This is a genomic window from Bradyrhizobium sp. SZCCHNRI20481 (assembly GCF_032485055.1).
In the GTDB taxonomy this organism is placed as follows: Bacteria; Pseudomonadota; Alphaproteobacteria; order Rhizobiales; family Xanthobacteraceae; genus Bradyrhizobium.
Genome location: NZ_JAUEUE010000009.1, coordinates 193,065 through 215,939 on the forward strand (window position 1 = coordinate 193,065; position 22,875 = coordinate 215,939).

Sequence of the window (22,875 nt, forward strand, 5' to 3'; positions counted from 1 at the left end):
GGGGGACGGCTGTCAGTCGGCTCGCGCGTCGCCCCAGGCGTATGAGTAAGCAAAGTAGTCACGCGTATGATGACCGCACGCATCGTGGTGTTAACCATCGCTCTCGGCGCGGGCGGCGTTGCGGCCTATCTGGTCAGCAATTCCGACGGCCAGCGGCAGACGCCGGCGGCGCCGGTCGTGCAATTGCCGACGGTCGAGGTGCTGGTCGCCAAGAACGACATCGGGCTCGGTCAGGCGATCAAGCCCGGCGACCTGATCTGGCAGACCTGGCCCGAGGCCGCGAGCAACATCTTCATCCGGCGCGGCGACCGTCCCGAGGCGGCCAATCAGCTGGTCGGCACCATCGCCCGCTCGCCGTTCGTGATCGGCGAGCCGATCCGCGAGCAGAAGCTGGTGAAGGCGGACGGCTCCGGCTTCATGGCGGCGATCCTGCCTGCAGGCATGCGCGCGATCTCCACCGAGATCTCGCCCGAGACCGGCGCCGGCGGCTTCATCCTGCCGAACGACCGCGTCGACGTCATCCTGTCGAAGCGCGACAAGAATCCGGACAAGCCCGGTGCCGCCGACTTCGTCAGCTCCGAGATCATTCTCTCCAACGTCCGCGTGCTCGCGATCGACCAGGCGCCGAAGGAGAAGGAAGGCCAGAACACCGTCGTCGGCAAGACGGTGACGCTCGAGCTCAAGCCCGAGCAGGCCGAGACTTTGGCACGCGCGCGACAGGCCGGCTCGCTGGCGCTGGCGCTGCGCAGCATCGCCGACGTGAACGCCGCCGACGGCAACAAGACCGAGATGCAGCAACAGCAGCAGCAGATGGCGCGACGGGGCAGCGCCATCGAGATCATTCGCTATGGGATCACGAGCTCGCTCACGGCGCAGAAGTGACCGAAAGGACGAGGAAGATGATGGGTGGGCATCAACGCGCAAAATTCGGGACGTGGGTCGTCCGCGCGCTATCGACATCGGCCGTGATCGGCCTCGCGCTCAATCCGGCGCTGACGCCGGTGAAGGCGGCTGACGACAGGCTGGAGACGCCTGTGGTGTCGGTCGGGTCGTCGAAGGTTCGCTTCCTCTCGCTCGGCATCGGCAAGTCCGTGGTCGTCGACTTCCCGCAGGACGTCAAGGACGTGCTGGTCGCCGATCCCAAGGTCGCCAACGCCGTCGTCCGTTCGGCCCGGCGCGCCTACATCATCGGCGCGGCGGTCGGCCAGACCAACGTCGTGTTCTTCGACGGCGAGGGACAGCAGGTCGCGGCCTATGACATCGCGATCAAGCGCGATCTCAACGGCGTGCGCCAGGCGCTGAGCCAGAGCATTCCCGGCGTCAAGATCGACGGCGTCGGCGAGGGCGTGATCCTGACCGGCTCGGTGTCGAGCCCGGTCGAGGCGCAGCAGGCCAGCGAGATCGCCGCTCGCCTCGTCGGCGGTGCCGACAAGGTGGTCAACTCGATCGTCGTGCGCGGCCGCGACCAGGTGATGCTGAAGGTCAACGTGTCGGAGGTCCGGCGCGAGATCGTCAAGCAGCTCGGCATCGATCTCAGCGCCAGCATGACCTACGGCACCGCTGTCGTGAACTTCAACAACACCAACCCGTTCACCGCCTATGGCAGGTCGCTGGTCGGCACCAACGGCCTCTCCGCCACCGGCGGCGGCTTGTCGTCGGTCTCGGCGACGATGCGCGCGATGGAGACGGCGGGCGTGACCAAGACGCTGGCCGAGCCCAATCTGACCGCGATTTCCGGTGAGTCCGCGACCTTCATCGCCGGCGGCGAATTCCCGATTCCCGGCGGCTATTCCTGCGATCCCACCACGCGGGTCTGCAGCACCTCGATCACCTACAAGAAGTTCGGCATCTCGCTCAACTTCACGCCCGTCGTGCTCAGCGAAGGACGCATCAGCCTGCGGGTGATGACGGAGGTGTCGGAGCTGTCGAACGACAATGCGATCACGGTGTCCTATGCGCTGACCTCGGCCTCGACCTCGTCGGTGACGATCCCCGCGATCCGCACCCGCCGCGCCGAGACCACGGTCGAGATCCCCTCCGGCGGCTCGATGGCGATGGCCGGCCTGATCCAGAACCAGACCAAGCAGGCGATCAACGGCCTGCCCGGGCTCAATCAGCTGCCGGTGCTCGGCCAGCTGTTCCGCAGCCAGGACTACGTCAACAACGAGACCGAGCTGATGGTGCTGGTGACGCCCTATGTCGTGCGCGCCGTGGCGCAGAAGGAGCTGTCGCGTCCGGACGACGGCTTCGCGCCGGCCACCGACTCGGAGTCGGCGCTGCTCGGCCGCATGAACCGGCTGTACGGCATCGCCGCCAGGGTCGACGCGGCCACGGGGCAGCCGGCCGGCTTCGGCTTCATCATCGACTGAGATTGCGGGACGACGGGGCACGGGGGAACGATCATGTCGGCAACATCCACACCAGACGGCGGACGCACGCTGCGCCGGATCGGCGCCATCGCGGGGCTGGCGCTCACGCTCGGCGCCTGCAACACCACCACCGGCGAGGTCGTCGCGACGATCCCGGACGACTACAAGATCCGCCATCCGATCGCGATCGAGGAAGGCCGGCAGTCGACCGTCGTCTTCATCGGCAGCGGACGCGGCGGCCTGACCTACCAGCAGCGCGTGGACGTCGCAGGGCTCGCGCGCTCATGGCTGCGCGAAGGCACCGGCGGGATCATGGCGGAGGTGCCGGCAGGCACGTCGAATGCGCGCGCCGCGGCCGACGCCTATCGCGAGATCCGCGCCGTGCTGACCGCCGGCGGCGTTCCCTCGCACGCGATCTCGATGCGCAACACCATGCCCGACGATCCGCGGCAGCTCGCCGTCATCCGGCTGAGCTATCCGAAGATCGCCGCCGTCGCCGGTCCCTGCGGGCTGTGGCCGGACGATCTCGGGCCGAACATCAACAATCCCGGCTACAGCAGCAACCAGCACTATCAGAATTTCGGCTGCGCCACGCAGCGCAACCTCGCTGCGATGATCGACAACCCGGCCGATCTCGAGCAGCCGCGCTCGGAGATGGCCGCCTACACGCCGCGCCGCTCCGCGCTGTTCGAGAAGTACCGCAAGGGCGAGTCGACCGCGGTGGCGTATCCGGAGTCAGACAAGGCCAAGCTCAGCGATACAGGCAAATGATCAACGCGTCCCGTCAGAGCCAGGATGAGCAGCCCGGCCCCACCGGCCCGGCCCTCGACGATCACATCGCGCCGGTCCCGCGCGTCTCGGTGCAGGCATTCTGCGAAACCGACCAGACCTCGGCCGCGATCCTCGCGGCGAGCCAGGACCGAAGGCTCGGCAAGGCCCACATCACGATCAAGGCGGGCGGCATGCCGCGCGCGATCGAGACCTATCACTCGCAGCCGACGCCGAACGTCATCTTGATCGAGACCAGGCCCGGCGGCGACATTCTCGGCGGCCTCGACGACCTCGCCAGCGTCTGCGATCCCGGCACCCGCGTGGTGCTGATCGGCAGCCCGTCCGACGGCGTCGCCTATCGCGAGCTGGTCCGGCGCGGCGTCAACGACTATGTGATCGGCCCGGTCGAGACCATCGACGTGATCCGCTCGGTCTGCAGCCTGTTCTCGGCCTCGGAGGCCGTCATCACCGGCCGCATCATCGCCGTGGTCGGCGCCAAGGGCGGCGTCGGCGCCTCCACCGTCGCCCACAACGTCGCCTGGAGCATGGCGCGCGACCTGACGCTGGATTCCGTCGTCATCGATCTCGACATGGCGTTCGGCACCGCGGGACTGGACTACAACCAGGATCCGCTGCAGGGCATCGCCAACGCCGTGTTCCAGCCGGACCGGCCGGATACGGCGCTGATGGAGCGCCTGCTCGCCAAATGCACCGAAAATCTCAACCTGCTCGCCGCCCCCGCGACGCTCGACCGCGTCTATGATTTCGGCGCCGATGCGTTCGACGCGATCTTCGACACCCTGCGCATGACCCAGCAATGCATCGTGCTCGACGTGCCGCACCAATGGTCGGCCTGGACGCGGCATGCGCTGATCAATGCCGACGACATCCTGGTGGTCGCCGAGCCCGATCTGGCGAACCTGCGCAACGCCAAGAATCTCCTGAGCGTGCTCAAGGCCTCGCGCCCGAACGACCGGCCGCCGCTGTATTGCCTGAACCAGGTCGGCATGCCCAAGCGGCCGGAGATCGACCTGAAGCGCTTCGCCAAGACCGTCGAGGCCGAGCCGGTCGCGGTCATCCCGTTCGACTGCAAGCTGTTCGGCACCGCCGCCAACAACGGCCAGATGATCGCGGAGATATCGGGGCTGAGCCGCACGCCAAAGCTGTTCCAGGACGTCGCGAACCGGCTCACCGGGCGCATCGACCACAAGCCGCAGCGCGGCTCGCTGCTGGCGCCGATCGCGAAACTTCTCGGCGCCAAATAGCGTCTTAGATCATGATCTCCGCGCAAACGCCTTTGGCGTTTGTCGCGAGGGAAAACCGGTTTCCACTCTTCCGGATCATGCTCTAGTCGTCGGACCGGCTGAGCGCCCGCGCCAGCGCCTTGTCGGGCTCGCCGGCCACCGGACGGTCGCGGCGCGGCGACAGCTCGCGCTGCGCGATCTTGCGGCGCTCCAGGATGCGCTTCACATAGGCGACGCTGGCATTGGCCTGCTCCGGCGGCAGCCCCGACCGCGCGATGCTCTCGGCCTCGCTCATCCGGCCCTGCAGCCCGACGATGACGGCGAGATTGGTCCGGACCCGCGGGCTGGCATCCGGGTGTGCGCTGGCCTTGCGCAACTGCTCCTCGGCCTTGGGCAGTTCGTTGGAGAGCGCGTAGGACAGGCCAAGATTGGACAACACCGAGGGATCGTCAGGGGCGATCTTCAGCGCCGTCATGTAGTATTGCCGGGCCTCCTCGTTGCGCCCCATCTGGTCGAGCGTGGCGCCCTGCGCCGACAGGATGCGCCAGTCGGGATCCTCGGGCGAATGCGCGCGGCTGAGCACGTCGAACGCCTGCTGGAAATTGCCGTTGTCGGCGAGCGCACGGCCGTAGGCCGCCAGCAGCGCCTTGTTGCCGGGGCTGGCGATGCTCGCCTGCTCCAGCACGGCGACGGCCTGCGAGCGCTGGCCGGTGCCGCGCAGGGCGCTGCCATAGCGCAGCGCCACCTCGGGATCGTTGGGATTGGCGCGGAAGCGCTCGCGGAGCTGATCGATCTCGGCGCGCGGGTCGGCGGCGGCCGCGCGGCTCTTTTCGGGATTGCCGCCCAGTGCCCCCGTGACCTCGCTGAGATCGGTGGTCTGGCAGGCGCCGAGACCGAGCAGCACGGCCGTGAACGACAGCGCGAACGCGGCCGGCCGGAGCAGAGGGAGAGAGCGAAGGGGCCGCGTACGCATGCAACTGAACTACTTCGGGACCAGATGATCTGCACGCTGGCAGATTAACCCTAAGGTCCCGTTAAGCGGGCGCGGCCGGCCCGCCTCAATCGATGAATTCGGCGCCGAACTCGCAGCCGATGCGCCAGGCCAGCCGGCACTTGCGCTGGTGGTCGGGCGCGAAGACGATGGTGAACTGCGGGGGAATCTCGACGAATTCGGCGATCACCTTGACGCCGCCGTCGGAAATATCCGTGACCGTGCAGTCCCGCGGCAGGCTGCCGTTGCCATAGTGAATCTTCGCGATCCTCCTGCACAGCCGACGTTCACTCTTGCGACGGTTCGCCAACATCAACATTTCGACGTCTCACCCACTCAATCGTCCATTCCGGAGACCTCGTTTGTAGCAAGGAAACCTTGGGATCTGACTAGCGCAAAGCCTGGAAATCCGAGGGGCGGATTTGGGTTTCGTTTACCATCGGCCTGCCTCAGCGGACCGGCAGCAGCACGCCGTCGAAATACGCCGACAGTCTCCCGACGCCGTCGAGCGGCAGGACGTCGGCGACATACTGATCGGGCCGCACGATCACGATGCAGCCCGCCGCGCGATCGATGCCGCGCATCGCAAAGATGTCCTGGCCGCTCTTCAGATCGGCACAGAACATCTTCTCGTAGTCGATGAGGCCGTAACGCCCCTTCCGCGGCAGCAGCAGCTCCGGCATGTGTTCGATCGCGAGCTCGCGATGCCCCTGCTGGAACACCGCGCGCAGATCGATCACGGAATCGATGTCGGCGCCCGCTTGGGTGTGGCGGCGCACGGGTGATGCCGAATCCTCGCTGAGGAATTTGCACAGGCGGCGGATGGCGGACTCCGGCGCGGCTGGATCCTCCGCCGCCGCGAACGCAAAGATGCGGAAGCGGCCGTCGGCCTGGACGACATGGCCGAGCTGCACCGGCTTGGCATCGCCGAGCCGGATCACCGGCGCCGAGTGAAAGCGCTTGCCGATCACGAAGCCGGCGGCGAGCGGCTGGAAGGTGTCGTCGCCGGTGAGAACGGAGGGTCGATAGTGCGTGGCGGTGCCCGCCGTGTAGCGGCCGTGACGGACGAAATAGTCCTGGGTCTTGGCCGCGTCGGCGCCGCCCTGCTTGGCGGCGGAGGCAAGAATTCCTGCCCATTCGCGATCGAAATCGATCAGCTCCTGGGCGATGGCCCGCCGCTCCGCCGAATAGCTGTGCAAGAGCTGCGGCGCGCAACGCTTGCCCAGGACGGCGGCGAGCTTCCAGCCGAGATTGAACGTGTCCTGCATCGACACGTTCATGCCCTGCCCCGCCTTCGGGCTGTGGGTGTGGCAGGCGTCGCCGGCGATGAAGACGCGCGGCAGCCGCGTTGCGACCTCGGCCTCCGGCACGTCGTCGAACTTGTCGGTGATGCGCTGGCCGATCTCATAGACCGACCACCACGCGACCTCCTTCACCTCGAGCGCATATGGCGCGAGAATGCGCCGTGCCTTGGCGATCACTTCGTCGACGGTGATGTTGCGCCCCGCCACGCGCTCGCCGACCTCGAGCTTGGCAAGCTCGACATACAGCCGGACCAGATAGCCGCCCTCGCGCGGGATCACCAGCAGGCTGCCATCCTTGGCGGACTGGATCAGCGACTTGAAGCGGATGTCGGGAAAATCGGTCACGGCGAGCACGTCCATGACGCCCCAGGCATGATTGGCGGAATCCCCGTGCAGCTCGCGGCCGATCGCCTTGCGCACGACGCTGCGCGCGCCATCACAGCCGACGACGTAGCGCGCGCGCACCGTCTCCACTTGGCCTTCATGCTCCGGATCAATGCGATCGAAGCTGACGGTCACGCCGTGTGCGTCGACGCCTGCGGCCGGATCGATCCGCAGATCGCGCAGTCGCCGCGCGTAATGCGGCTCGAGCTTCGCGGCCGACCGGCGCATCACGTCCAGGAAGAAATCGTGGACCCGAGCCTGGTTGAGCACGACATGCGGCATCTCCGACAGGCCGTCCTCGACGTCCTGCACGCGACCGCTGCGCGCGATATGCTTGCTGTCTTGGTCGCTCGGCTTCCAGAACGTGGTCTCGTTGATCCAGCACGCTTCCCTCAGCACTTTCTCGGCAAAACCATAGGCCTGGAACATCTCCATGGTGCGGCAGGCGATGCCGTCGGCCTGGCCGAGCAGCAGCCGGCCCGGCTTCTGCTCGACGATGCAGGTCCTGATGTCCGGAAAAGCGGAAAGCTGGGCAGCGAGGTTCAACCCGGCGGGGCCACAGCCGACGATGAGGACATCGGCCTCGGGCGGCAGCGGGCTGGTCGCGCCGGCGCTCGCGACACGTTCGGCCGCGTCGAAGATCTCGGGATCGCCCGGCTGGAAGCCGTTGAGATGAAACTGCACGTGACCACCCTCCCTCGCCATCCTTATTGATCAGTATGCTGATCATCAGTATGCTTGTCAAGCTGGTGACAGGAGATTCGAATTGACCGAGATGCGGGACATGCCGGGGCACCTGGCACGCCGGTTTCAGCAGATCGCCGTGGCGGTGTTCCTGGCGGAGGTGGAAGCGGCCGGCTTCGACCTGACGCCGGTGCAATACGCAGCGCTGGCCGCGATTGCGGCCAACCCGGCCATCGACCAGATCACGCTCGCCGGCCTGATCGCCTATGACCGCACCACGATCACCGGCGTGATCGACCGGCTCGCACAGAAGGGCCTCGTCGTCCGCCGTGCGAGCGCGCGCGACCGCCGGTCACGGGAGCTGTTGATCACCGATGAGGGGAGAAGGACGCTGGAGGCGATCACGCCGGCGGTCGAGGCGGCGCAGCGGCTGATGGTGCGCGGCCTCAGCGAGGCCGAGGCGAACGAGCTGGTGCGCCTCATGCGCAAGGCGATTGCGGCCGCCAACGAACTCAGCCGCGCGCCGCTGCGGGAGGGGGCGGCGGAGCGGTGATGGAGGGCATTGCATTCGGACGTGGGGGCGCACGCCGAAAGTGCCTTTCCCCCCGGGCGAACTGCCACCTAGTTGCTCATGGCCGGGCTTGTCCCGGACATCCACGTCGTGCTTGCCGGGATGTCGGCATGGATGGGCGAGACAAGCCCGGCCATGACGCCGTGGAGAGATCTCGACGCAGACTCACACCACGTTGTCGATTCCCCCTGCCCTCACGAATACCGCATCACGCCGTCGTCGACCTTGCCGAAGCGCAGCGAGACGATGTCGAGGGCGTAGTTCTGGTACAGCCGCCACGGCCGCTTCGAGCCCTGCTTCGGCAGATCGGCAACCGCGCGCTGCACATAGCCGGAGCTGAAGCTCAGCGACGGCAGCGGCGTGACGCTGGCATCGTCATTGTGCGGCACGCATTGGCGATAGCCGTGCCGGTCCATATAGTTCAGGAGCCGGCAGACATATTCGCAAGTGAGGTCGCATTTCAGCGTCCAGGACGCATTGGTGTAGCCGAGCGTCGCCGCCAGATTAGGCACGTCGGAATACATCATGCCCTTGTAGTTGAGCGTCTTTGCGAAATCGACGGTGCGGCCATCCACGACGACCTCGATGCCGCCGAGTACCTGCAGCACCAGCCCGGTCGCGGTGACCACGATATCGGCCTCGATTTCGCGGCCGTCGGCGAGGCGCAGGCCGCGCTCGGTGAAGGTCTCGATCCCGGCCGTCACCACCGAGGCGCGCTGCTCGCGAATGGTCTTGAACAGGTCGCCGTCCGGCACCAGGCACAACCGCTGGTCCCACGGGTTGTAGCGCGGCGTGAAATGGGTGGCGACGTCGTAATCGGGACCCAGCGCGGCGCGCACCCCGCCCAGGATCAGCTGCTTGACCCGCTGCGGCTTGCGCCGGCTGAGCTGGAAGAAGTACATCCCGAACAGCACGTTGCGCCAGCGGATCAGGTGATAGGCGAGGCCAGGGGGCAGATGCCGGCGCAGCTTGTTGGCGAGCGCGTCCTGCGCCGGGCGCGACACCACATAGGTCGGTGAGCGCTGCAGCATCGTCACATGCGCGGCGGACTTCGCCATCGCCGGCACCAATGTGACCGCGGTCGCGCCGGAGCCGATCACGACGACGCGCTTGCCGGCATAGTCGAGATCCTCAGGCCAGGCCTGCGGATGCACGATGCGGCCCTTGAAATCGGCCATGCCCTTGAAGTCCGGCAGATAGCCCGACTCGTAGCGGTAGTAGCCGGAGCACATGAACAGGAAGCCGCAGGTCATCCGCACGGTCTCGACCGTGCCCTGCTCCGTCCGGCGCTCGGCCTCGACGGTCCAGCGTGCGTCCGCGCTCGACCACGACGCGCGCCGGACCCGATGGTTGAACCGGATGTGGCGGTCGATGCCGTTATCGGTCGCGGTGTCCTGGACGTATTTCAGGATCTGCGGCCCGTCGGCGATCGCCTTCGGATCGGTCCACGGCTTGAACGAATAGCCGAGCGTGTACATGTCGCTGTCGGAGCGGATGCCGGGATAGCGGAACAGGTCCCATGTGCCGCCGATCGCGCCCCGCCCCTCCAGGATCGCGAAGCGCTTGCCCGGGCACTTGTGCTGCAGATGATAGGCGGCGGCGATGCCGGACAGCCCGGCGCCGACGATCAGCAGGTCGACATGCTCTGTTGACATGAGGTGTTCCTGGCGTTTCCTGGTGCGGCTTTCTTGCTCTGGCTGCGGACAGTCGCAACCCGGCTCGTCGCTGTCAAATCGCCGGCGCATTCGTCGTCGGTCAACCCTCCTCCGCTATCAGCGGGAAACACCCTCGATACGGATCTGGTGATGAACGCTCCCCACCCGCGCGACGACAGGCCCGGCGACAGCGACAGCCGGGACGGCAGTGGTGCGCCGTCGCAGCGCATCGCCCTGGGCTTTTCGCTGTTCGCAATCGGGCTCGCAGCCTGGTCGCTCTTCCCGAGCTTTCCGGCCGGCCAGCTGATCGCGGTCGTCACCGTCATCCCGCTGCTGGCGCTCATCCTCACCTTGCGCTTTCCCGGGCGGTTCCGCATCGGCCTCGGCTCCGGCTACGGCGCCAATCTCGGCACCGGTTGCATCGTGGCGGCCGGCACGCTCGCCGCGCGCACGCTGTCGGACATCAACCTCGTCGACTGGCTGCCGCTGACGGCCTTCGCGACCGCGGTCGCGATCATTTTCCTCATCGTCGCCGCGCGGTTCGAAACCCAGCTCCGCCGCCGCGGCTGGCGACTGCTGCTCGCCGCTCTCTTCGTCGCCGCCTATGCGTTCGGGGCGCTTGGCCAGTTCAACACCGCGCTCGACCGCTCGGCGCCGGCGCTGCTGCGCAGCCGTGTGCTCGCCAAGCATCTCGGCCATAGCCGGCTCGCCACGCATCAGGTGACGCTCGAGCCGTGGGGCCCGTTCGCGAGAACCACCGATGCACATGTTGCGCAGGCGCTGTACGAAAGGTTGCAGCCGGGCGACACCGTGTGCCTGCGCCTGGGCGATGGCGCGTTTCGCATGCCGTGGTTCACGGTGGCCGCATGCCGTTGAGACCCGGCGCTGCGGCCGAGCCAGGAACGGCCATTTGCGCAGCGCGACGATGCTGCGTATCGTCGTAGCTTCGTGGCCCGCATGAGCGCAGCCATATGCGGGGCCTCACACGCCGTCTCGATGAACCCGGACGTCGCGCCGCTCATCCGGGCTATGCGATTGCGAGCCGTTCTGCATGACCGACTTCCTGCCCCGCCCTTTCGCTGTCGATCGTCCCGACGTGCTGGATCTCGACATCACCGCGCTCGACGCGCGCCCCGGCGCGGTGCTGGTAGCGCGCTCGCCGTTCTATCCCGGCGGCGGCGGCCAGTTGCCGGACCGCGGCACGATCGCGTGGAACGGGATCGTCCGCGTCGTCACCGGGTTCGAGCCGACCGCCGACGGCATCTGGCACCTGATCGGTGATGACGCCATCCCGGACGGGGCGATCGAGCTGCGCGTCGATCCGGCGTTCCGGCAGCGCATGAGCGAGCAGCACACGGTGGCGCATCTCGTCAACAGTGCCGTCTACACGCTGTTCGACGGCGCGCTGCTGACCGGCGTCCGCATGACCGAGACCGACGAGTTCAGTATCGATTTCGATCTGCCCAAGGTGGCGCCGGAGCAGCTGCGCGCGGTGGAGGACGCGGTCAACGCGGCGATCTCGGACGATCGCCCGGTCCGCGCCTTCGACATGGGCTACGACGAGGCGCAGGCGACCGCTGGCCTGTTCCGCGCCAAATCCGTCGCCCCGCCACGCCAGGCCGACGGCCTGATCCGCATCGTCGACATCGACGGCCTCGACCGCCAAGCCTGCGGCGGCACGCATCTGGTCTCGACGGCGCAGGCCCGGCCCATCCGCATCGTGAAAGTGGACAACAAGGGCCGGCAGAATCGGCGCTTCAGGATCGGAATGCACAGCGCTTAGGAGCGACTTGCAGCGGCTCACGACGCGTAGCCCGGATGAGCGAAGCGACATCCGGGGTCTCACGCAGTGTGCCGGTGAACCCGGATGTCGCTTCGCTCATCCGGGCTACGAGCACGTTGACGATCGCTCTGTTTATTGCGAGCGGCATCACGTCCGATGCGCGATCACGTCGAATCCTTCCTCCGGGGTCGGCGCCACGAAGTAGGAGGTGAACAGGTCGAACTCCTCGTCGGTCACGGTGAAGGCGTGGCGGCCTTCTGCGTTGCGCGCGCGCAGCCGCGCCTTGCAGACCTCGTCGGGGACGTCGAGGTGATGCAATTGGTGCGGCACGCCGGCGGCTTCGAACAGACTGCGCATCCAGGCGCGGCTCGCCGGCGTGTTGGCGGGGAAGTCGAGCACGACCGAAACGCCGGCCCGCAACAGCGCGACGACATGCGGCCCCATCACGCTGCGCAGCCGTGACGAATTGCGCACGTAGTCGGCCAGGGTGTTCTGCTCGCCGGGATAGAGCCGCGCCAGCCAGTCGTCCTCGGCGACCACGACGGTGGCCGAGCGATGGCCGAGCTCCGCAGTGAGCGTCGATTTGCCGGCAGCGATCTTGCCGCACACGAGGTGCAGCGTCGGTTGGTTGGGAGACACGGATACAGACCTCGCATACGGCGCCTCTTCGGGCGCCAAGAGCATTCACAGGCAATTCTCACAGGCAGAAGCGCCCGGCCCGACGGATCAGGCCGGGTCGGTAATTCGGCTGCTGACGGCAGCGCCTGCGATGCGAATGCGGAAGGTCATGAGGCTATATTTGACAGATGTCGCTGACGGCGTCCAGGTCCGGCCGTCATCCGTCGCGAGACCGCGCCGCGATTGAGTTCGACTCGCAAGAATGGCCCGCGCGCGTTTCAGTCGCGCCGGCCGCTCGCGAATGAGTTGAAGTCACTTCACTGTGGCCGAATTGATCCACTGCGACGGGAGTCGAGCCGGCCGCGTGTCGTCCATTGCCAACCGGATGTCCGCTCCTGTAGGTAGTTGCGAGGGACGGGGGCGTCAGTCGGTGGCTCGTCAGGGGCGTCAACTACAAGGCATCGCATCAGGACGACGTGAGGCGCGCATGCGCTCAGCGCGGCGCCGTGCAGCGCTGTCGCGGCTCGGCGCCGCTCTCGTCTGGTTCGCGGCATGGGCCCTGATCTTCCAGTCCGTGCTGGCGCTCTCCGCGATGAGCGCTGCGGTTGCGGCTCCCGACACCGCCATCATCTGTCAGAGCTCCACCGATGGTCCGCCGTCGGACGATATCGGCACTGCGGCCAAGCAATGCGCGAGCTGTCCGTTCTGTGCGCTCGGGCGCGGCGTCACCGTCCCGCACGTACCCGCCGTGGCGCGGCCGATGCCGGTGGTCGTGGCGATCCTGATCGAGCGGATCGACGTCGTTGCGGCGCTCCGGCCCGCGCTCGAACTGCCGGTCGCTCGCGGACCACCGGCGGCCGTCTAGGCCGATCACTCCAGACATCTCATCCCGTCACGATGCGGCCGGTCTCGTCCGCGCGCGCTGTGGGCTGCCGTCCGGCGGTCGCCGCAGCCGTGCCCGCAGCCGCCTCGTCGCGACATGTTCACGGGGCCACGGCGCGCTCGCCGCCAGACGCCTCTCCCATTCCTATTCCGAGATCCCATCATGGACCAATGTTCGACACCCGTCCGGCGGCGGTTGCTCCGCTCAACCACCGTGCTGACATTGCCTGCGCTGCTGGCATTCGCCCTTTCGAGCCCCGTGCTTGCGCAGGACCCATCGCGGGCTCGCTCTGCCGCCACGCTGCCGCAGGTGACGGTCACTGTCCCGCAGCCCCGCCCGGCCGCCCGAACGGCCGTCCGCCGCAGGGGCGCACATGCGGCGACGACCAATCCGGCAAGCGCGCCGCCGCCGCAGGCGACCTCATCCGACGGCGTCGCCTCGCCTCCCGGCGCCACTTCGGTTGCGCCGGGTGACATCCTGGCGAAGCGCGCCATCACGAACGACACCGCTGCGCTGTTTGCCGATGTGCCCGGCGTCAGCCTCTATTCGGCCGGCGGCGCCTCGAGCCTGCCGGCGATCCATGGCCTCGCCGACGACCGCCTGCGCGTCAAGGTCGACGGCATGGACACCATCGCCTCATGTCCCAATCACATGAATCCGGCGCTGTCCTACATCGATCCGGCCCAGGTCGCCGCAGCCAAGGTCTGGGCGGGCATCACTCCTGTGAGCGTCGGCGGCGACTCGATCGGCGGCACCGTCGCCGTCAGCTCGCCGGCGGCCCTGTTCGCGGCGCCGGGGCAGAGCCTGCTGACCAAAGGCAGCATCGGCACGTTCTACCGCAGCAACGGCAACGTGCGCGGCGTCAACCTGTCGGCCACCATGGCCACCGAGAACTACAGCGTCAGCTACAGCGGCGCTGCGGTCAAGGCAGACAACTATACGGCCGGCGGCAACTTCAAGAACTTCACCCTGAGGAGTTCGATCACGCCGGTGCTTCCCCTCGATCAGGTCGGCTCATCCGCCTACGAGACCAGGAATCATCTGATGGGCATCGCCTGGAGCAAGGACGGCCAGCTCATCGAGCTGAAGGCGGGAGTGCAGGAGGTCCCCTATCAGCTCTACCCGAACCAGCGCATGGACATGCTGGGCAACGATGCCTACAGCCTCAACCTGCACCATCTCGGCCGGTTCGACTGGGGCGATCTGGACACCCGCCTCTATCACCAGTCCGTCGATCACTACATGAACTTCGGCGGCGATCGGCTGCTCTCGTATGGCACGCTGCGCCCGCCGAACACGACGGGTGCGAGCTATCCGGTCAACGGCATGCCGATGTATACGCGCACCAAGACCAACGGCCTGACCTCCAAGGCCGACATCACGCTGTCGCCCCGCGACGTGGTCCGCGTCGGCGTCGACCTGCAGACCTATCGTCTCGACGACTGGTGGCCGCCGGCCCCCGATTGCGACGTCGGCAACTGCATCGGCGGCATGGCGCCGCTGACGTTCTGGAACATCAACGGCGGCAAGCGCGACCGGGCCGGCGTGTTCAGCGAGTGGGAGGCGAAGTGGAGCCCGTCCTGGCTGTCGCTGCTGGGCGTGCGGTTCGAACGCGTCGAGACCGACACCGGACCGGTCGTCGGCTACAACACCAGCACCACGCCGCTGACATCGGGGTTCATGTCCGGCATGTACGAGACGAGCTCGGTCGGCTCCCGCGCGGCGTTCAACGCCATGGATCGCTCGCGAAAAGACAACAATGTCGATCTGACGGCGCTGTTCCGGAATACGCCGAGCGCCCATCTCACCTTCGAGTTCGGCGCGATGCAGAAGACCCGGTCGCCAAATCTGTACGAACGCTATTCTTGGTCGCGGAACACCATGGCGCTGGAGATGAACAATTTCGTCGGCGACGGCAACGGTTATCTTGGAAACCCCAATCTGAGACCCGAGGTCGCCCATACCGTGAGCTTCACCGGCGCCTGGCACAGCGCCGACCATGAGGCCGAGATACGGCTCACACCCTATTACACCCATGTGCGCGACTACATCGATGCGGTGCAGTGGAAGGCCGCCACCAACACCGCTGCCGTGCCTGCCGTCGCCAACCAGTTCGTGATCATGAAGTACATGAACCAGCAGGCACGGCTGTACGGCTTCGATCTGTCCGGCAAGGTACCGCTGGGCAGGACGCCGATCGGTGATTTCGGCCTGAAAGGAGTCCTGAGCTATACCAACGGCAGGAACCTCGACACCGGAGGCGGCCTCTACAACATCATGCCGATCAACGGCAGGCTGACGCTCACGCACCGGCTCGACGGCTGGGACAGCGGCCTCGAGCTGGTGATGGTGGGCCGCAAGTCCGACGTCTCCGTCGCGCGCAACGAGCTCAAGACCCCGGCCTACGGCCTGGTCAACCTGCGCAGCAACTACAGCTGGCAGAAGCTGCGCATCAGCTTCGGCGTCGAGAACCTGTTCAACAAGCTCTACTACCTGCCGCTCGGCGGCGCCTATATCGGCGAGGGCGCATCGATGTCGTTCAACAAGGAGGCCGGCACCGTCGCTGCCACCGGTGGCGGCGTATCGGGCACCGCGACGATGTGGGGCACCGCCGTTCCCGGCCCCGGACGTTCGTTCTATCTGGGTGCGAACCTGGAATTCTGACGCCGGCATTCGCATCGGCGCCCTGTCCCGCCGGCGGGACAGGGCGAGAGCGGACGCCAGACGACCACGGTGTGTCGCGACGAGCGGCGCGAGCGAGACGTAACGTCGCGCATCACGCCGTCTGCGATTCTCGGCTGAAAAATCGCGGCCCTGCGAATTTGGAAAAGCTCTAAGAGCAATTCCAGCCGCCGCTCCGTTGACACATCGGGGCGGTTGCCGTCTCCACTGATCCCACGATGCATCGTATTTGTATTTGCTCATTGGAGGGATTGATGAGACTGACCATTGCGGCCGCGCTCGCTGTCGCGTTTGCCGCCATCTCGCCGGCCTTGGCGGACGGCTACAAGGACTGCACCAAGCTCGACAAGGCGTCGTGGAAGCCGGCGGCCGAGGCGGAAGCCAAGGCGAAGGATGCGGGCTACGAGGTGCGCCGCTCGAAGGTCGAGGGCACCTGCTACGAGGTCTACGGCGTCAAGGGCGGCAAGCTGTATGAGCTGTTCTACAGCCCGGAGGATCTCAGCCTGAAGCACACGATCGCCAAGTAGTTGGCGCAAGCGTCGTCCAGCGTGCTGGACGACCTGACGTGAAAGCCATGCACGGCACAGCCCCCCGCACCAGCCTGAAACACCGGGACGCCGCCGAGACCGTACGGGTCTGGGATCTTCCGCTGCGGCTGTGGCACTGGATGCTGGCCGTGCTGGTGCTCATCGCGTGGGTGACGCCGAACGTCCATGACGGCCTGCACCGGATCGCGGGCTACGCGATCCTCGGACTGCTTGCGTTCCGCCTGATCTGGGGCATCATCGGCACCCGCCATTCGCGCTTCCGCAGCATCGGCGCCCGGCTGCGCGCGACGCCCGCTTATCTGTGGAATCTGCGGCGCGGCAGGACCGGACGCTATCTCGGGCTGAACCCTGCGGGCACGGCGATGCAGCTCGCACTGCTGCTTCTGCTCATCGTTTCCGTGGTGACCGGCGCGATGCAGGTGACCGTGCGCTTCTTCGGCATCTGGTGGGTCGAGGACACCCACGAGGTGACGTCATATCTGCTGATCCCGCTGGTGGTGCTGCATGTCGCCGGCGTGGTGCTGGTGAGCCGCCTGCAGCGCGAGAATCTCGCCCGCGCCATGCTGACAGGGCGGAAGCTGCTGCGGCGCAGCTCGCGCACGAGCTGACTGGCCGGCTCAGCCGAGTACGGCGTAGGGCGTCAGCCGGAGGCCCTGCGGTCTCCATCATCTGTCGTCGCCGAACGATCGTTCGCGGCGAATCGCGCCACACCCGGAACTCACGAGCGTTGCACGCAGGCCACAGTTCTCGCAAAAGCTGCGCGGGCGCGGAGATGCGTTATTGCGCCGGGCCGTCTTGCGCCGAACAATCGCAGGTATCGGATGCCTGACCGCCCCTCACCAGCAGGGGCTCGGATTTTGGGGAGGCCGGATGATGAGCTCGCAGCAGCTTTCGACGCGTGCGTTGTGTCGGTCCGTTGTCCTGATAGCTTGTGCGGCGGCATGGCCCGCGGCCGCCGCCGAGATCGAGGCGGCGACGCCGCCCGTCGTCGCGGAGCCGATCGCGACGTCGCCGCAGCCGACCGCAGCCGAGCCTGCGCTGACGACCGCGTCGATCACGCCATCGGCCGTCCTGCCAGCGGACGAACAGGCCGCGCCCAGCGCAGCGACCGAACCGCCTCGGCCCACTGTCGCCAGCGCCGACCGCATCGAGATCCTCGACGAGTGCCCCGCCATCGATGCCTGCATCGATCGCTATCTGTGGGCGCTGTACGAGCGCGCGCCGAAGCTCGACAAGATCCGCGAGACCGAGCGCCGCGTCGTCACGGTCAAGCGCAAGGGGCGCATGGTGAAGGTGACGCGCAGCTTCACCAAGCTGGTCGACAATGACTTCACCTGGAAGGATCCGAAGGCGGCCGAGCGCGTCGGCCGCAGCATGATGGAGTACGTGATCGGCGGCATGGACCGCGGCTTCAAGCTGAAGCTGTTTCACACCTTGCACGCCGCCGAGGCCGCGGGTCTCGCGCCGGGCATCACCAGCGGCTTCCGCGACGATTATCGCCAGGAGATCGCGAGCGGGCTGAAGGCCGCGACCAACCGCTCCTATCACGGCGGCAGCCTGCGCGGCGGCTACGGCCACGGACTCGCGGCCGACATCGTCAGCGTCAACGGCGCGACGCGCGCACAGCGCTGGGTGGCGACCGAGCAGTTGTGGAAATGGGTCGACGCCAACGGCAAGAGCTTTGGCATCGGCCGGCCCTATCTCGATCGCGACCCGCCACATGTCGGCCCGGTCGACGGCGAGGAATATGCCAAGCATCGCGCGCCTGCGGTGAGGGTGGCGGCGGCGGAGACGAAGAAGGGCAAGCGGATCGCCGCGCGACCGGAGCATCATGCGGCAAAGCGCACGAAGGCGGTGCGCGCGTCGGCGCTGGCCTCGCGGCGGACAGGGTGATTGTCACGTACACTGCAGGTGGCAGTATCTCGTTGATTTCGTAGAGCGCACACTCTCTCCGTCATTGCGAGGAGCGAAGCGACGAAGCAATCCAGAGTCGCACGCGACACCCTGGATTGCTTCGCTTCGCTCGCAATGACGACGTCCCATCTTCGGAGCATCGATGACGACAAAACAAAAGGCCGGGGCAATGCCCCGGCCTTCACCGTCTCCGCCGCGCGTCGCGCCGGATTATCAGTAGCGGTAGTGGTCCGACTTGAACGGGCCTTGCGGCTTGACGCCGATGTAGGAGGCCTGGTCGGGGCGCAGCTTGGTGAGATTCACGCCGATCTTGGCGAGGTGCAGCATCGCCACCTTCTCGTCCAGCGACTTCGGCAGCACGTAGACTTCCTTCTTGTACTTGCCGTCCTTGTTGTTGGCGTAGAGCTCGATCTGCGCCAGCGTCTGGTTGGTGAAGGACGCCGACATCACGAAGGACGGGTGGCCCATCGCATTGCCGAGATTCACGAGGCGGCCTTCGGACAACAGGATCATGCGCTTGCCGTCGGGGAAGGTGATCTCGTCGACCTGCGGCTTGATGTTGGTCCACTTCAGGTTCTTCAGCGAGGCGACCTGGATCTCGTTGTCGAAATGGCCGATGTTGCAGACGATGGCGCGATCCTTCATCGCGCGCATGTGCTCGATGGTGATGATGTCCTTGTTGCCGGTGGCGGTGACGAAGATGTCGGCGCGCGGCGCGGCGTCCTCCATCGTCACAACCTCATAGCCCTCCATTGCCGCCTGCAGCGCGCAGATCGGATCGATCTCGGACACCATGACGCGGCAGCCGGCCTGGCGCAGCGAGGCGGCCGAGCCCTTGCCGACGTCGCCGAAGCCCGCAACCATCGCGACCTTGCCGGACATCATCACGTCGGTGCCGCGTCGGATGCCGTCGACCAGCGACTCGCGGCAGCCGTAGAGGTTGTCGAACTTCGACTTGGTGACGCTGTCGTTGACGTTGATCGCGGGCCACAGCAGCGTGCCGGCCTTCTGCATGTCGTAGAGACGGTGCACGCCCGTGGTGGTCTCCTCCGAGACGCCCTTGATCGACTTGGCGATCTCGGCGAAGTAGCCCTTCGGCTTCTCCTTGAGCTGCTTCTTGAGCAGCGCGAAGAACACCTCCTCCTCCTCGGAGGCAGGCTTGTCGAGGAACGCCGCGTCGCCGTTCTCGGCGCGCAGGCCGAGATGGACGTACATGGTGGCGTCGCCGCCGTCATCGAGGATCATGTTCGGATGGCCGCCGCCATGCCAGTCGAACAGCTTGGCGGTGTAGTCCCAGTAGTCGACCAGCGTCTCGCCCTTGACGGCGAACACCGGAATGCCGGCGGCAGCGATCGCCGCGGCGGCGTGGTCCTGGGTCGAGTAGATGTTGCACGAGACCCAGCGGATGTCGGCGCCGAGCGCCTTCAGCGTCTCGATCAGCACCGCGGTCTGGATGGTCATGTGCAGCGAGCCCGCAATGCGCGCGCCCTTCAGCGGCTGCTTCGGGCCATACTCCTCACGCGTAGCCATCAGGCCGGGCATCTCGGTCTCGGCGAGCGAGATCTCCTTGCGGCCGAACTCGGCGAGCGAAATGTCCTTGACGATGTAGTCGGTGAAACCTGGCTTGGCGGTCATGTGGGGTTCCTGTTTGTCAAAAAACATCATTCCGGGGCGCGTAAGCGCGAACCCGGAATCCATCACTTCGAGATTCCGGGTTCAGCGCTATTGCGCTGCCCCGGAATGACGGCCCTAACAACTACACCGCGCGCTTGAACGCTTCGGCGAGGTCGGTCTTCTCCCAGGAGAAGCCGCCCTCGTTGTCCGGCGTGCGGCCGAAATGGCCGTAGGCCGCGGTGCGCGCGTAGATCGGGCGGTTGAGGTCGAGATGCGAGCGGATGCCGCGCGGGGTAAGGTTCATGACCTCGGCCGCCGCCTTCTCAAGCTTGTCCTCGGATACCTTCCCGGTGCCGTGGGTGTCGATGTAGATCGACAGCGGCCGCGCCACGCCGATGGCATAAGCGAGCTGCAGGGTGCAGCGGTCGGCGAGACCGGAAGCGACGATGTTCTTGGCGAGGTAGCGGGCGGCGTAGGCCGCGGAGCGGTCGACCTTGGTCGGATCCTTGCCGGAGAAGGCGCCGCCGCCGTGCGGGGCCGCGCCGCCATAGGTGTCGACGATGATCTTGCGGCCGGTGAGGCCGGTGTCGCCATCGGGACCGCCGATGTAGAACTTGCCGGTCGGGTTGATGTGCCAGATCGTGTCCTTCGTGATCCAGCCCTTCGGCAGCGCCTCGCGCACGTAGGGCTCGACGCGCTCGCGCACTTGCGCCGAGGTCATGTCCTCGACCAGGTGCTGGTGCGAGACGACGATCTCGCGCACGCCGACCGGCTTGCCATTCTCATAGCGCACGGTGACCTGGCTCTTGGAGTCCGGGCCCAGCACCTTCTCAACTCCCGAATGGCGGGCTTCCGAGATCAGGCGCAGGATCTTGTGGGCGTAGAAGATCGGCGCCGGCATCAAATCGGGCGTCTCGTTGCAGGCGTAACCGAACATGATGCCCTGGTCGCCGGCGCCCTCTTCCTTGACTTCGCCCGGCTGCAGCGCGTCGACGCCCTGCGCAATGTCGGCCGACTGCGGATGCAGCAGGATCTCGATGTCGCAGGTCTTCCAGTGGAAGCCTTCCTGCTCGTAGCCGATGTCCTTGATGGCCTCGCGGACGACGTGCTCGATGTGCTCGTTGGTAACCGAAGCCGGGCCGCGGGTCTCACCGGCGATCACGACCTTGTTGGTGGTGGCGAGCGTCTCGCACGCGGCGCGGATCTGCCAGGGGTCGATGCCGGCCTTCGGCCCTTCGCGGTAGAACAGGTCGACGATCTCATCGGAAATACGGTCGCAAACCTTGTCCGGATGGCCTTCGGACACCGACTCCGAGGTGAACAGATATGACGCGCGCATCAAGCAACCCCTTCTTCGCCGCCCACGGCGGTCGTTTGTATTGATCCCTAAGGAATGTCAGTCGCGACGCCGCGAGATGACGTAGGACTCGTCGTAGAACCACAGCCCGTTGTGCTTTCGCAGAACCTCTCTGGCGGCGTCGAGCGCACGAGACGAGTGTGCGACCTCCGTCAGGCGGTCTTCCTCGATCTGCGCGACATACACCGCCGCATTCCAGGCTGCAAAGGCCGTCGAGGTTCCGATGGTACCGGTGACCTCGTTGGGCAGAGCCTCCATCTCATACCTGAAAATCGAGCGATTGTCCGCATAGGCGTTAAAATTTAAGTCCCGCCCACTGGACCCCAACTCGTACTTGACGGCGCGCAATAGCTCATGGCGGCTGACCGAGAAAGGATTTTCTCCGGGCCAGACCGCCTGGATGATCTCCAGGCCCGGATCCTCGCCATGGGAGTGGATTCCGATCAGCCGCCCGCCCGGCTTCAGCGCCCTCGCCAGCGGTGCGATGATGCGCTTGGCGCGGAAATTGACCGAGGAACGGGCCCGGTAGGGCTGCGAGGCGATGATCAGGTCGAAATTGGCCTCGACCCGCCCGGCCCGCGGGATGATGCCGTCGAGCAGGAAGCGGTGATCCTCGCGGTAGAGCACCAGCGCGATCGGCCGCTCATAGACCGGCATGCCCGTGCGCTGGGAGACGTTGGCGCGCCAGTTCTGCTCCAGGAACGGCTTCAGCGCCGCGATCTGGGTCTCGAAATCCCCCGACGAATCGCCCTGCAGCACGACCTCGTGCCAGATCATCGAGGCCGCCACCGACGGCGAGGCCGGGGTCAGCCAGGGCGCCTCAGCATAGTTCATGTTGGTGAACACGAACACGCTGGCGGGGTGCTCGAACAGCCGGTCCGGCACCTTTTCCAAGGTCAGCCGGACGTCCTCGAGGCTCAGCTCCTTGCCCGCGACATAGAACGGGATGTGGGGAAAGCGGCCATGCATGGTCCGCAGCACCTTCGACAGCACGGTGCCGTCGCCGACGCCGGCATCGAACAGCCGCAGTGCCGGCGGCCGCGGATGGATGCTGGCGAGCTCGAGCCCCACCCGTTCCGCCACCACCCGCTTCTCGCTGCAGGTGTGCACGAACAAGAGATATTTCTGGCGGTTCTCGAAGAAGCGGAAATTGCTCTTGGGATCGCGCTTCTCGGGCACGACATCGAGCCGCGGCGGCGGCAGGGTGCCGGTGGATGCCGCGATATAGGCCTGGATGCGGTCGAGCGTGTCGATGGTGATGCGCTTGCCCTCGCGCAGCCGCTGCACCAGCTTGCCGTCGTTGACGGCGCGCCGGCCGAACGTCGACTCCGCCATGTCGGACTGGCGGCAGAACTCCGTGATCTGGGCGAGCAGCTGGTCGTTCTTCATTCGGCCCGGCGGGGTGGGAAACATGAGTGGGCAGCGCGCCCTGGCCCAACCTCCTAGCACCATCTGCCCACCATTGGAAAGAGCCCGAACCCGGAACCTTCCGGACGCAGAAAC

General features: G+C 66.5%; 20 protein-coding genes. 12 read left to right on the forward strand and 8 right to left on the reverse strand.

The genetic code is table 11. From position 1 onward, the window contains the following. Window positions 1-66: 66 nt before the first annotated feature. The 4 genes from cpaB to QX132_RS16710 are packed head-to-tail and all read left to right on the forward strand — an operon-like array spanning window position 67 to window position 4,405. A complete protein-coding gene (gene cpaB / locus QX132_RS16695; RefSeq protein ID WP_315771449.1) occupies window positions 67-882 on the forward strand; it encodes a Flp pilus assembly protein CpaB in 816 nt (271 codons plus the stop codon). Between the two features lie 17 nt (window positions 883-899). Further along, window positions 900-2,369, forward strand: a complete 1,470-nt coding sequence (locus QX132_RS16700) for a type II and III secretion system protein family protein (protein ID WP_315738957.1) — start codon at window positions 900-902, stop codon at window positions 2,367-2,369. A 33-nt stretch (window positions 2,370-2,402) separates the two neighbouring features. Further along, window positions 2,403-3,140 carry a CpaD family pilus assembly protein gene (locus tag QX132_RS16705; RefSeq protein WP_315738959.1) on the forward strand — a complete coding sequence of 246 codons (738 nt, stop codon included), beginning with the start codon at window positions 2,403-2,405 and terminating at the stop codon, window positions 3,138-3,140. Continuing rightward, window positions 3,137-4,405 (forward strand): CpaE family protein, encoded by a 1,269-nt coding sequence (locus tag QX132_RS16710; protein WP_315782769.1) that lies wholly within the window; start codon window positions 3,137-3,139, stop codon window positions 4,403-4,405. Before QX132_RS16705 ends, QX132_RS16710 begins: the two co-directional genes overlap by 4 nt. A gap of 82 nt (window positions 4,406-4,487) precedes the next feature. On the opposite strand, the gene QX132_RS16715 is transcribed toward QX132_RS16710, so the two are convergent. From QX132_RS16715 to QX132_RS16725, 3 genes are all read right to left on the reverse strand, one after another. Continuing rightward, window positions 4,488-5,357, reverse strand: a complete 870-nt coding sequence (locus QX132_RS16715) for a tetratricopeptide repeat protein (RefSeq protein ID WP_315738962.1) — start codon at window positions 5,355-5,357, stop codon at window positions 4,488-4,490. An 85-nt stretch (window positions 5,358-5,442) separates the two neighbouring features. Then, window positions 5,443-5,688 (reverse strand): PilZ domain-containing protein, encoded by a 246-nt coding sequence (locus QX132_RS16720; RefSeq protein ID WP_315712872.1) that lies wholly within the window; start codon window positions 5,686-5,688, stop codon window positions 5,443-5,445. Between the two features lie 136 nt (window positions 5,689-5,824). Next, a complete protein-coding gene (locus tag QX132_RS16725; RefSeq protein WP_316162021.1) occupies window positions 5,825-7,747 on the reverse strand; it encodes an FAD-binding monooxygenase in 1,923 nt (640 codons plus the stop codon). Window positions 7,748-7,847: 100 nt separating this feature from the next. Here QX132_RS16725 and QX132_RS16730 point away from each other — a divergent pair, with 100 nt between their 5' ends. Then, window positions 7,848-8,300, forward strand: coding sequence for a MarR family winged helix-turn-helix transcriptional regulator (locus tag QX132_RS16730; protein WP_315739133.1), 453 nt, complete (start codon window positions 7,848-7,850; stop codon window positions 8,298-8,300). A 212-nt stretch (window positions 8,301-8,512) separates the two neighbouring features. Here QX132_RS16730 and QX132_RS16735 read toward each other — a convergent pair whose 3' ends face one another. After that, a complete protein-coding gene (locus QX132_RS16735; RefSeq protein WP_410052868.1) occupies window positions 8,513-10,063 on the reverse strand; it encodes a flavin-containing monooxygenase in 1,551 nt (516 codons plus the stop codon). 60 nt (window positions 10,064-10,123) lie between these two features. On the opposite strand from QX132_RS16735, the gene QX132_RS16740 reads away from it, so the two are divergent. After that, window positions 10,124-10,849 (forward strand): hypothetical protein, encoded by a 726-nt coding sequence (locus tag QX132_RS16740; RefSeq protein WP_315796593.1) that lies wholly within the window; start codon window positions 10,124-10,126, stop codon window positions 10,847-10,849. Window positions 10,850-11,024: 175 nt separating this feature from the next. Then, complete coding sequence (locus QX132_RS16745) at window positions 11,025-11,756, forward strand: alanyl-tRNA editing protein (protein WP_316162022.1); 732 nt, start codon at window positions 11,025-11,027, stop codon at window positions 11,754-11,756. A gap of 147 nt (window positions 11,757-11,903) precedes the next feature. On the opposite strand, the gene QX132_RS16750 is transcribed toward QX132_RS16745, so the two are convergent. Then, window positions 11,904-12,395, reverse strand: coding sequence for an ATP-binding protein (locus tag QX132_RS16750; protein ID WP_316162023.1), 492 nt, complete (start codon window positions 12,393-12,395; stop codon window positions 11,904-11,906). 466 nt (window positions 12,396-12,861) lie between these two features. Here QX132_RS16750 and QX132_RS16755 point away from each other — a divergent pair, with 466 nt between their 5' ends. The 5 genes from QX132_RS16755 (at window position 12,862) to QX132_RS16775 (ending at window position 18,380) form a co-directional block, all read left to right on the forward strand. After that, a complete protein-coding gene (locus tag QX132_RS16755; RefSeq protein WP_315782775.1) occupies window positions 12,862-13,239 on the forward strand; it encodes a hypothetical protein in 378 nt (125 codons plus the stop codon). Between the two features lie 327 nt (window positions 13,240-13,566). After that, on the forward strand, window positions 13,567-15,921 hold the full coding sequence (locus QX132_RS16760) for a TonB-dependent receptor (RefSeq protein WP_316162024.1): 2,355 nt from the start codon (window positions 13,567-13,569) through the stop codon (window positions 15,919-15,921). Between the two features lie 272 nt (window positions 15,922-16,193). Next, window positions 16,194-16,466 (forward strand): PepSY domain-containing protein, encoded by a 273-nt coding sequence (locus tag QX132_RS16765; protein ID WP_315738971.1) that lies wholly within the window; start codon window positions 16,194-16,196, stop codon window positions 16,464-16,466. Between the two features lie 47 nt (window positions 16,467-16,513). Then, window positions 16,514-17,095 (forward strand): cytochrome b/b6 domain-containing protein, encoded by a 582-nt coding sequence (locus tag QX132_RS16770; RefSeq protein WP_316162025.1) that lies wholly within the window; start codon window positions 16,514-16,516, stop codon window positions 17,093-17,095. A gap of 262 nt (window positions 17,096-17,357) precedes the next feature. Beyond that, window positions 17,358-18,380, forward strand: coding sequence for a hypothetical protein (locus tag QX132_RS16775; protein ID WP_315782781.1), 1,023 nt, complete (start codon window positions 17,358-17,360; stop codon window positions 18,378-18,380). Between the two features lie 234 nt (window positions 18,381-18,614). Here the strand turns inward: QX132_RS16775 and ahcY are convergent, their stop codons facing one another. The 3 genes from ahcY to QX132_RS16790 all read right to left on the reverse strand — a co-directional run bounded on the left by ahcY (window position 18,615) and on the right by QX132_RS16790 (window position 22,761). After that, complete coding sequence (ahcY, locus tag QX132_RS16780; protein ID WP_316162027.1) at window positions 18,615-20,036, reverse strand: adenosylhomocysteinase; 1,422 nt, start codon at window positions 20,034-20,036, stop codon at window positions 18,615-18,617. A gap of 121 nt (window positions 20,037-20,157) precedes the next feature. Next, a complete protein-coding gene (gene metK / locus QX132_RS16785) occupies window positions 20,158-21,354 on the reverse strand; it encodes a methionine adenosyltransferase (protein WP_315796587.1) in 1,197 nt (398 codons plus the stop codon). A gap of 57 nt (window positions 21,355-21,411) precedes the next feature. Then, a complete protein-coding gene (locus QX132_RS16790; RefSeq protein WP_315759151.1) occupies window positions 21,412-22,761 on the reverse strand; it encodes a hypothetical protein in 1,350 nt (449 codons plus the stop codon). Window positions 22,762-22,875 lie beyond the last annotated feature (114 nt).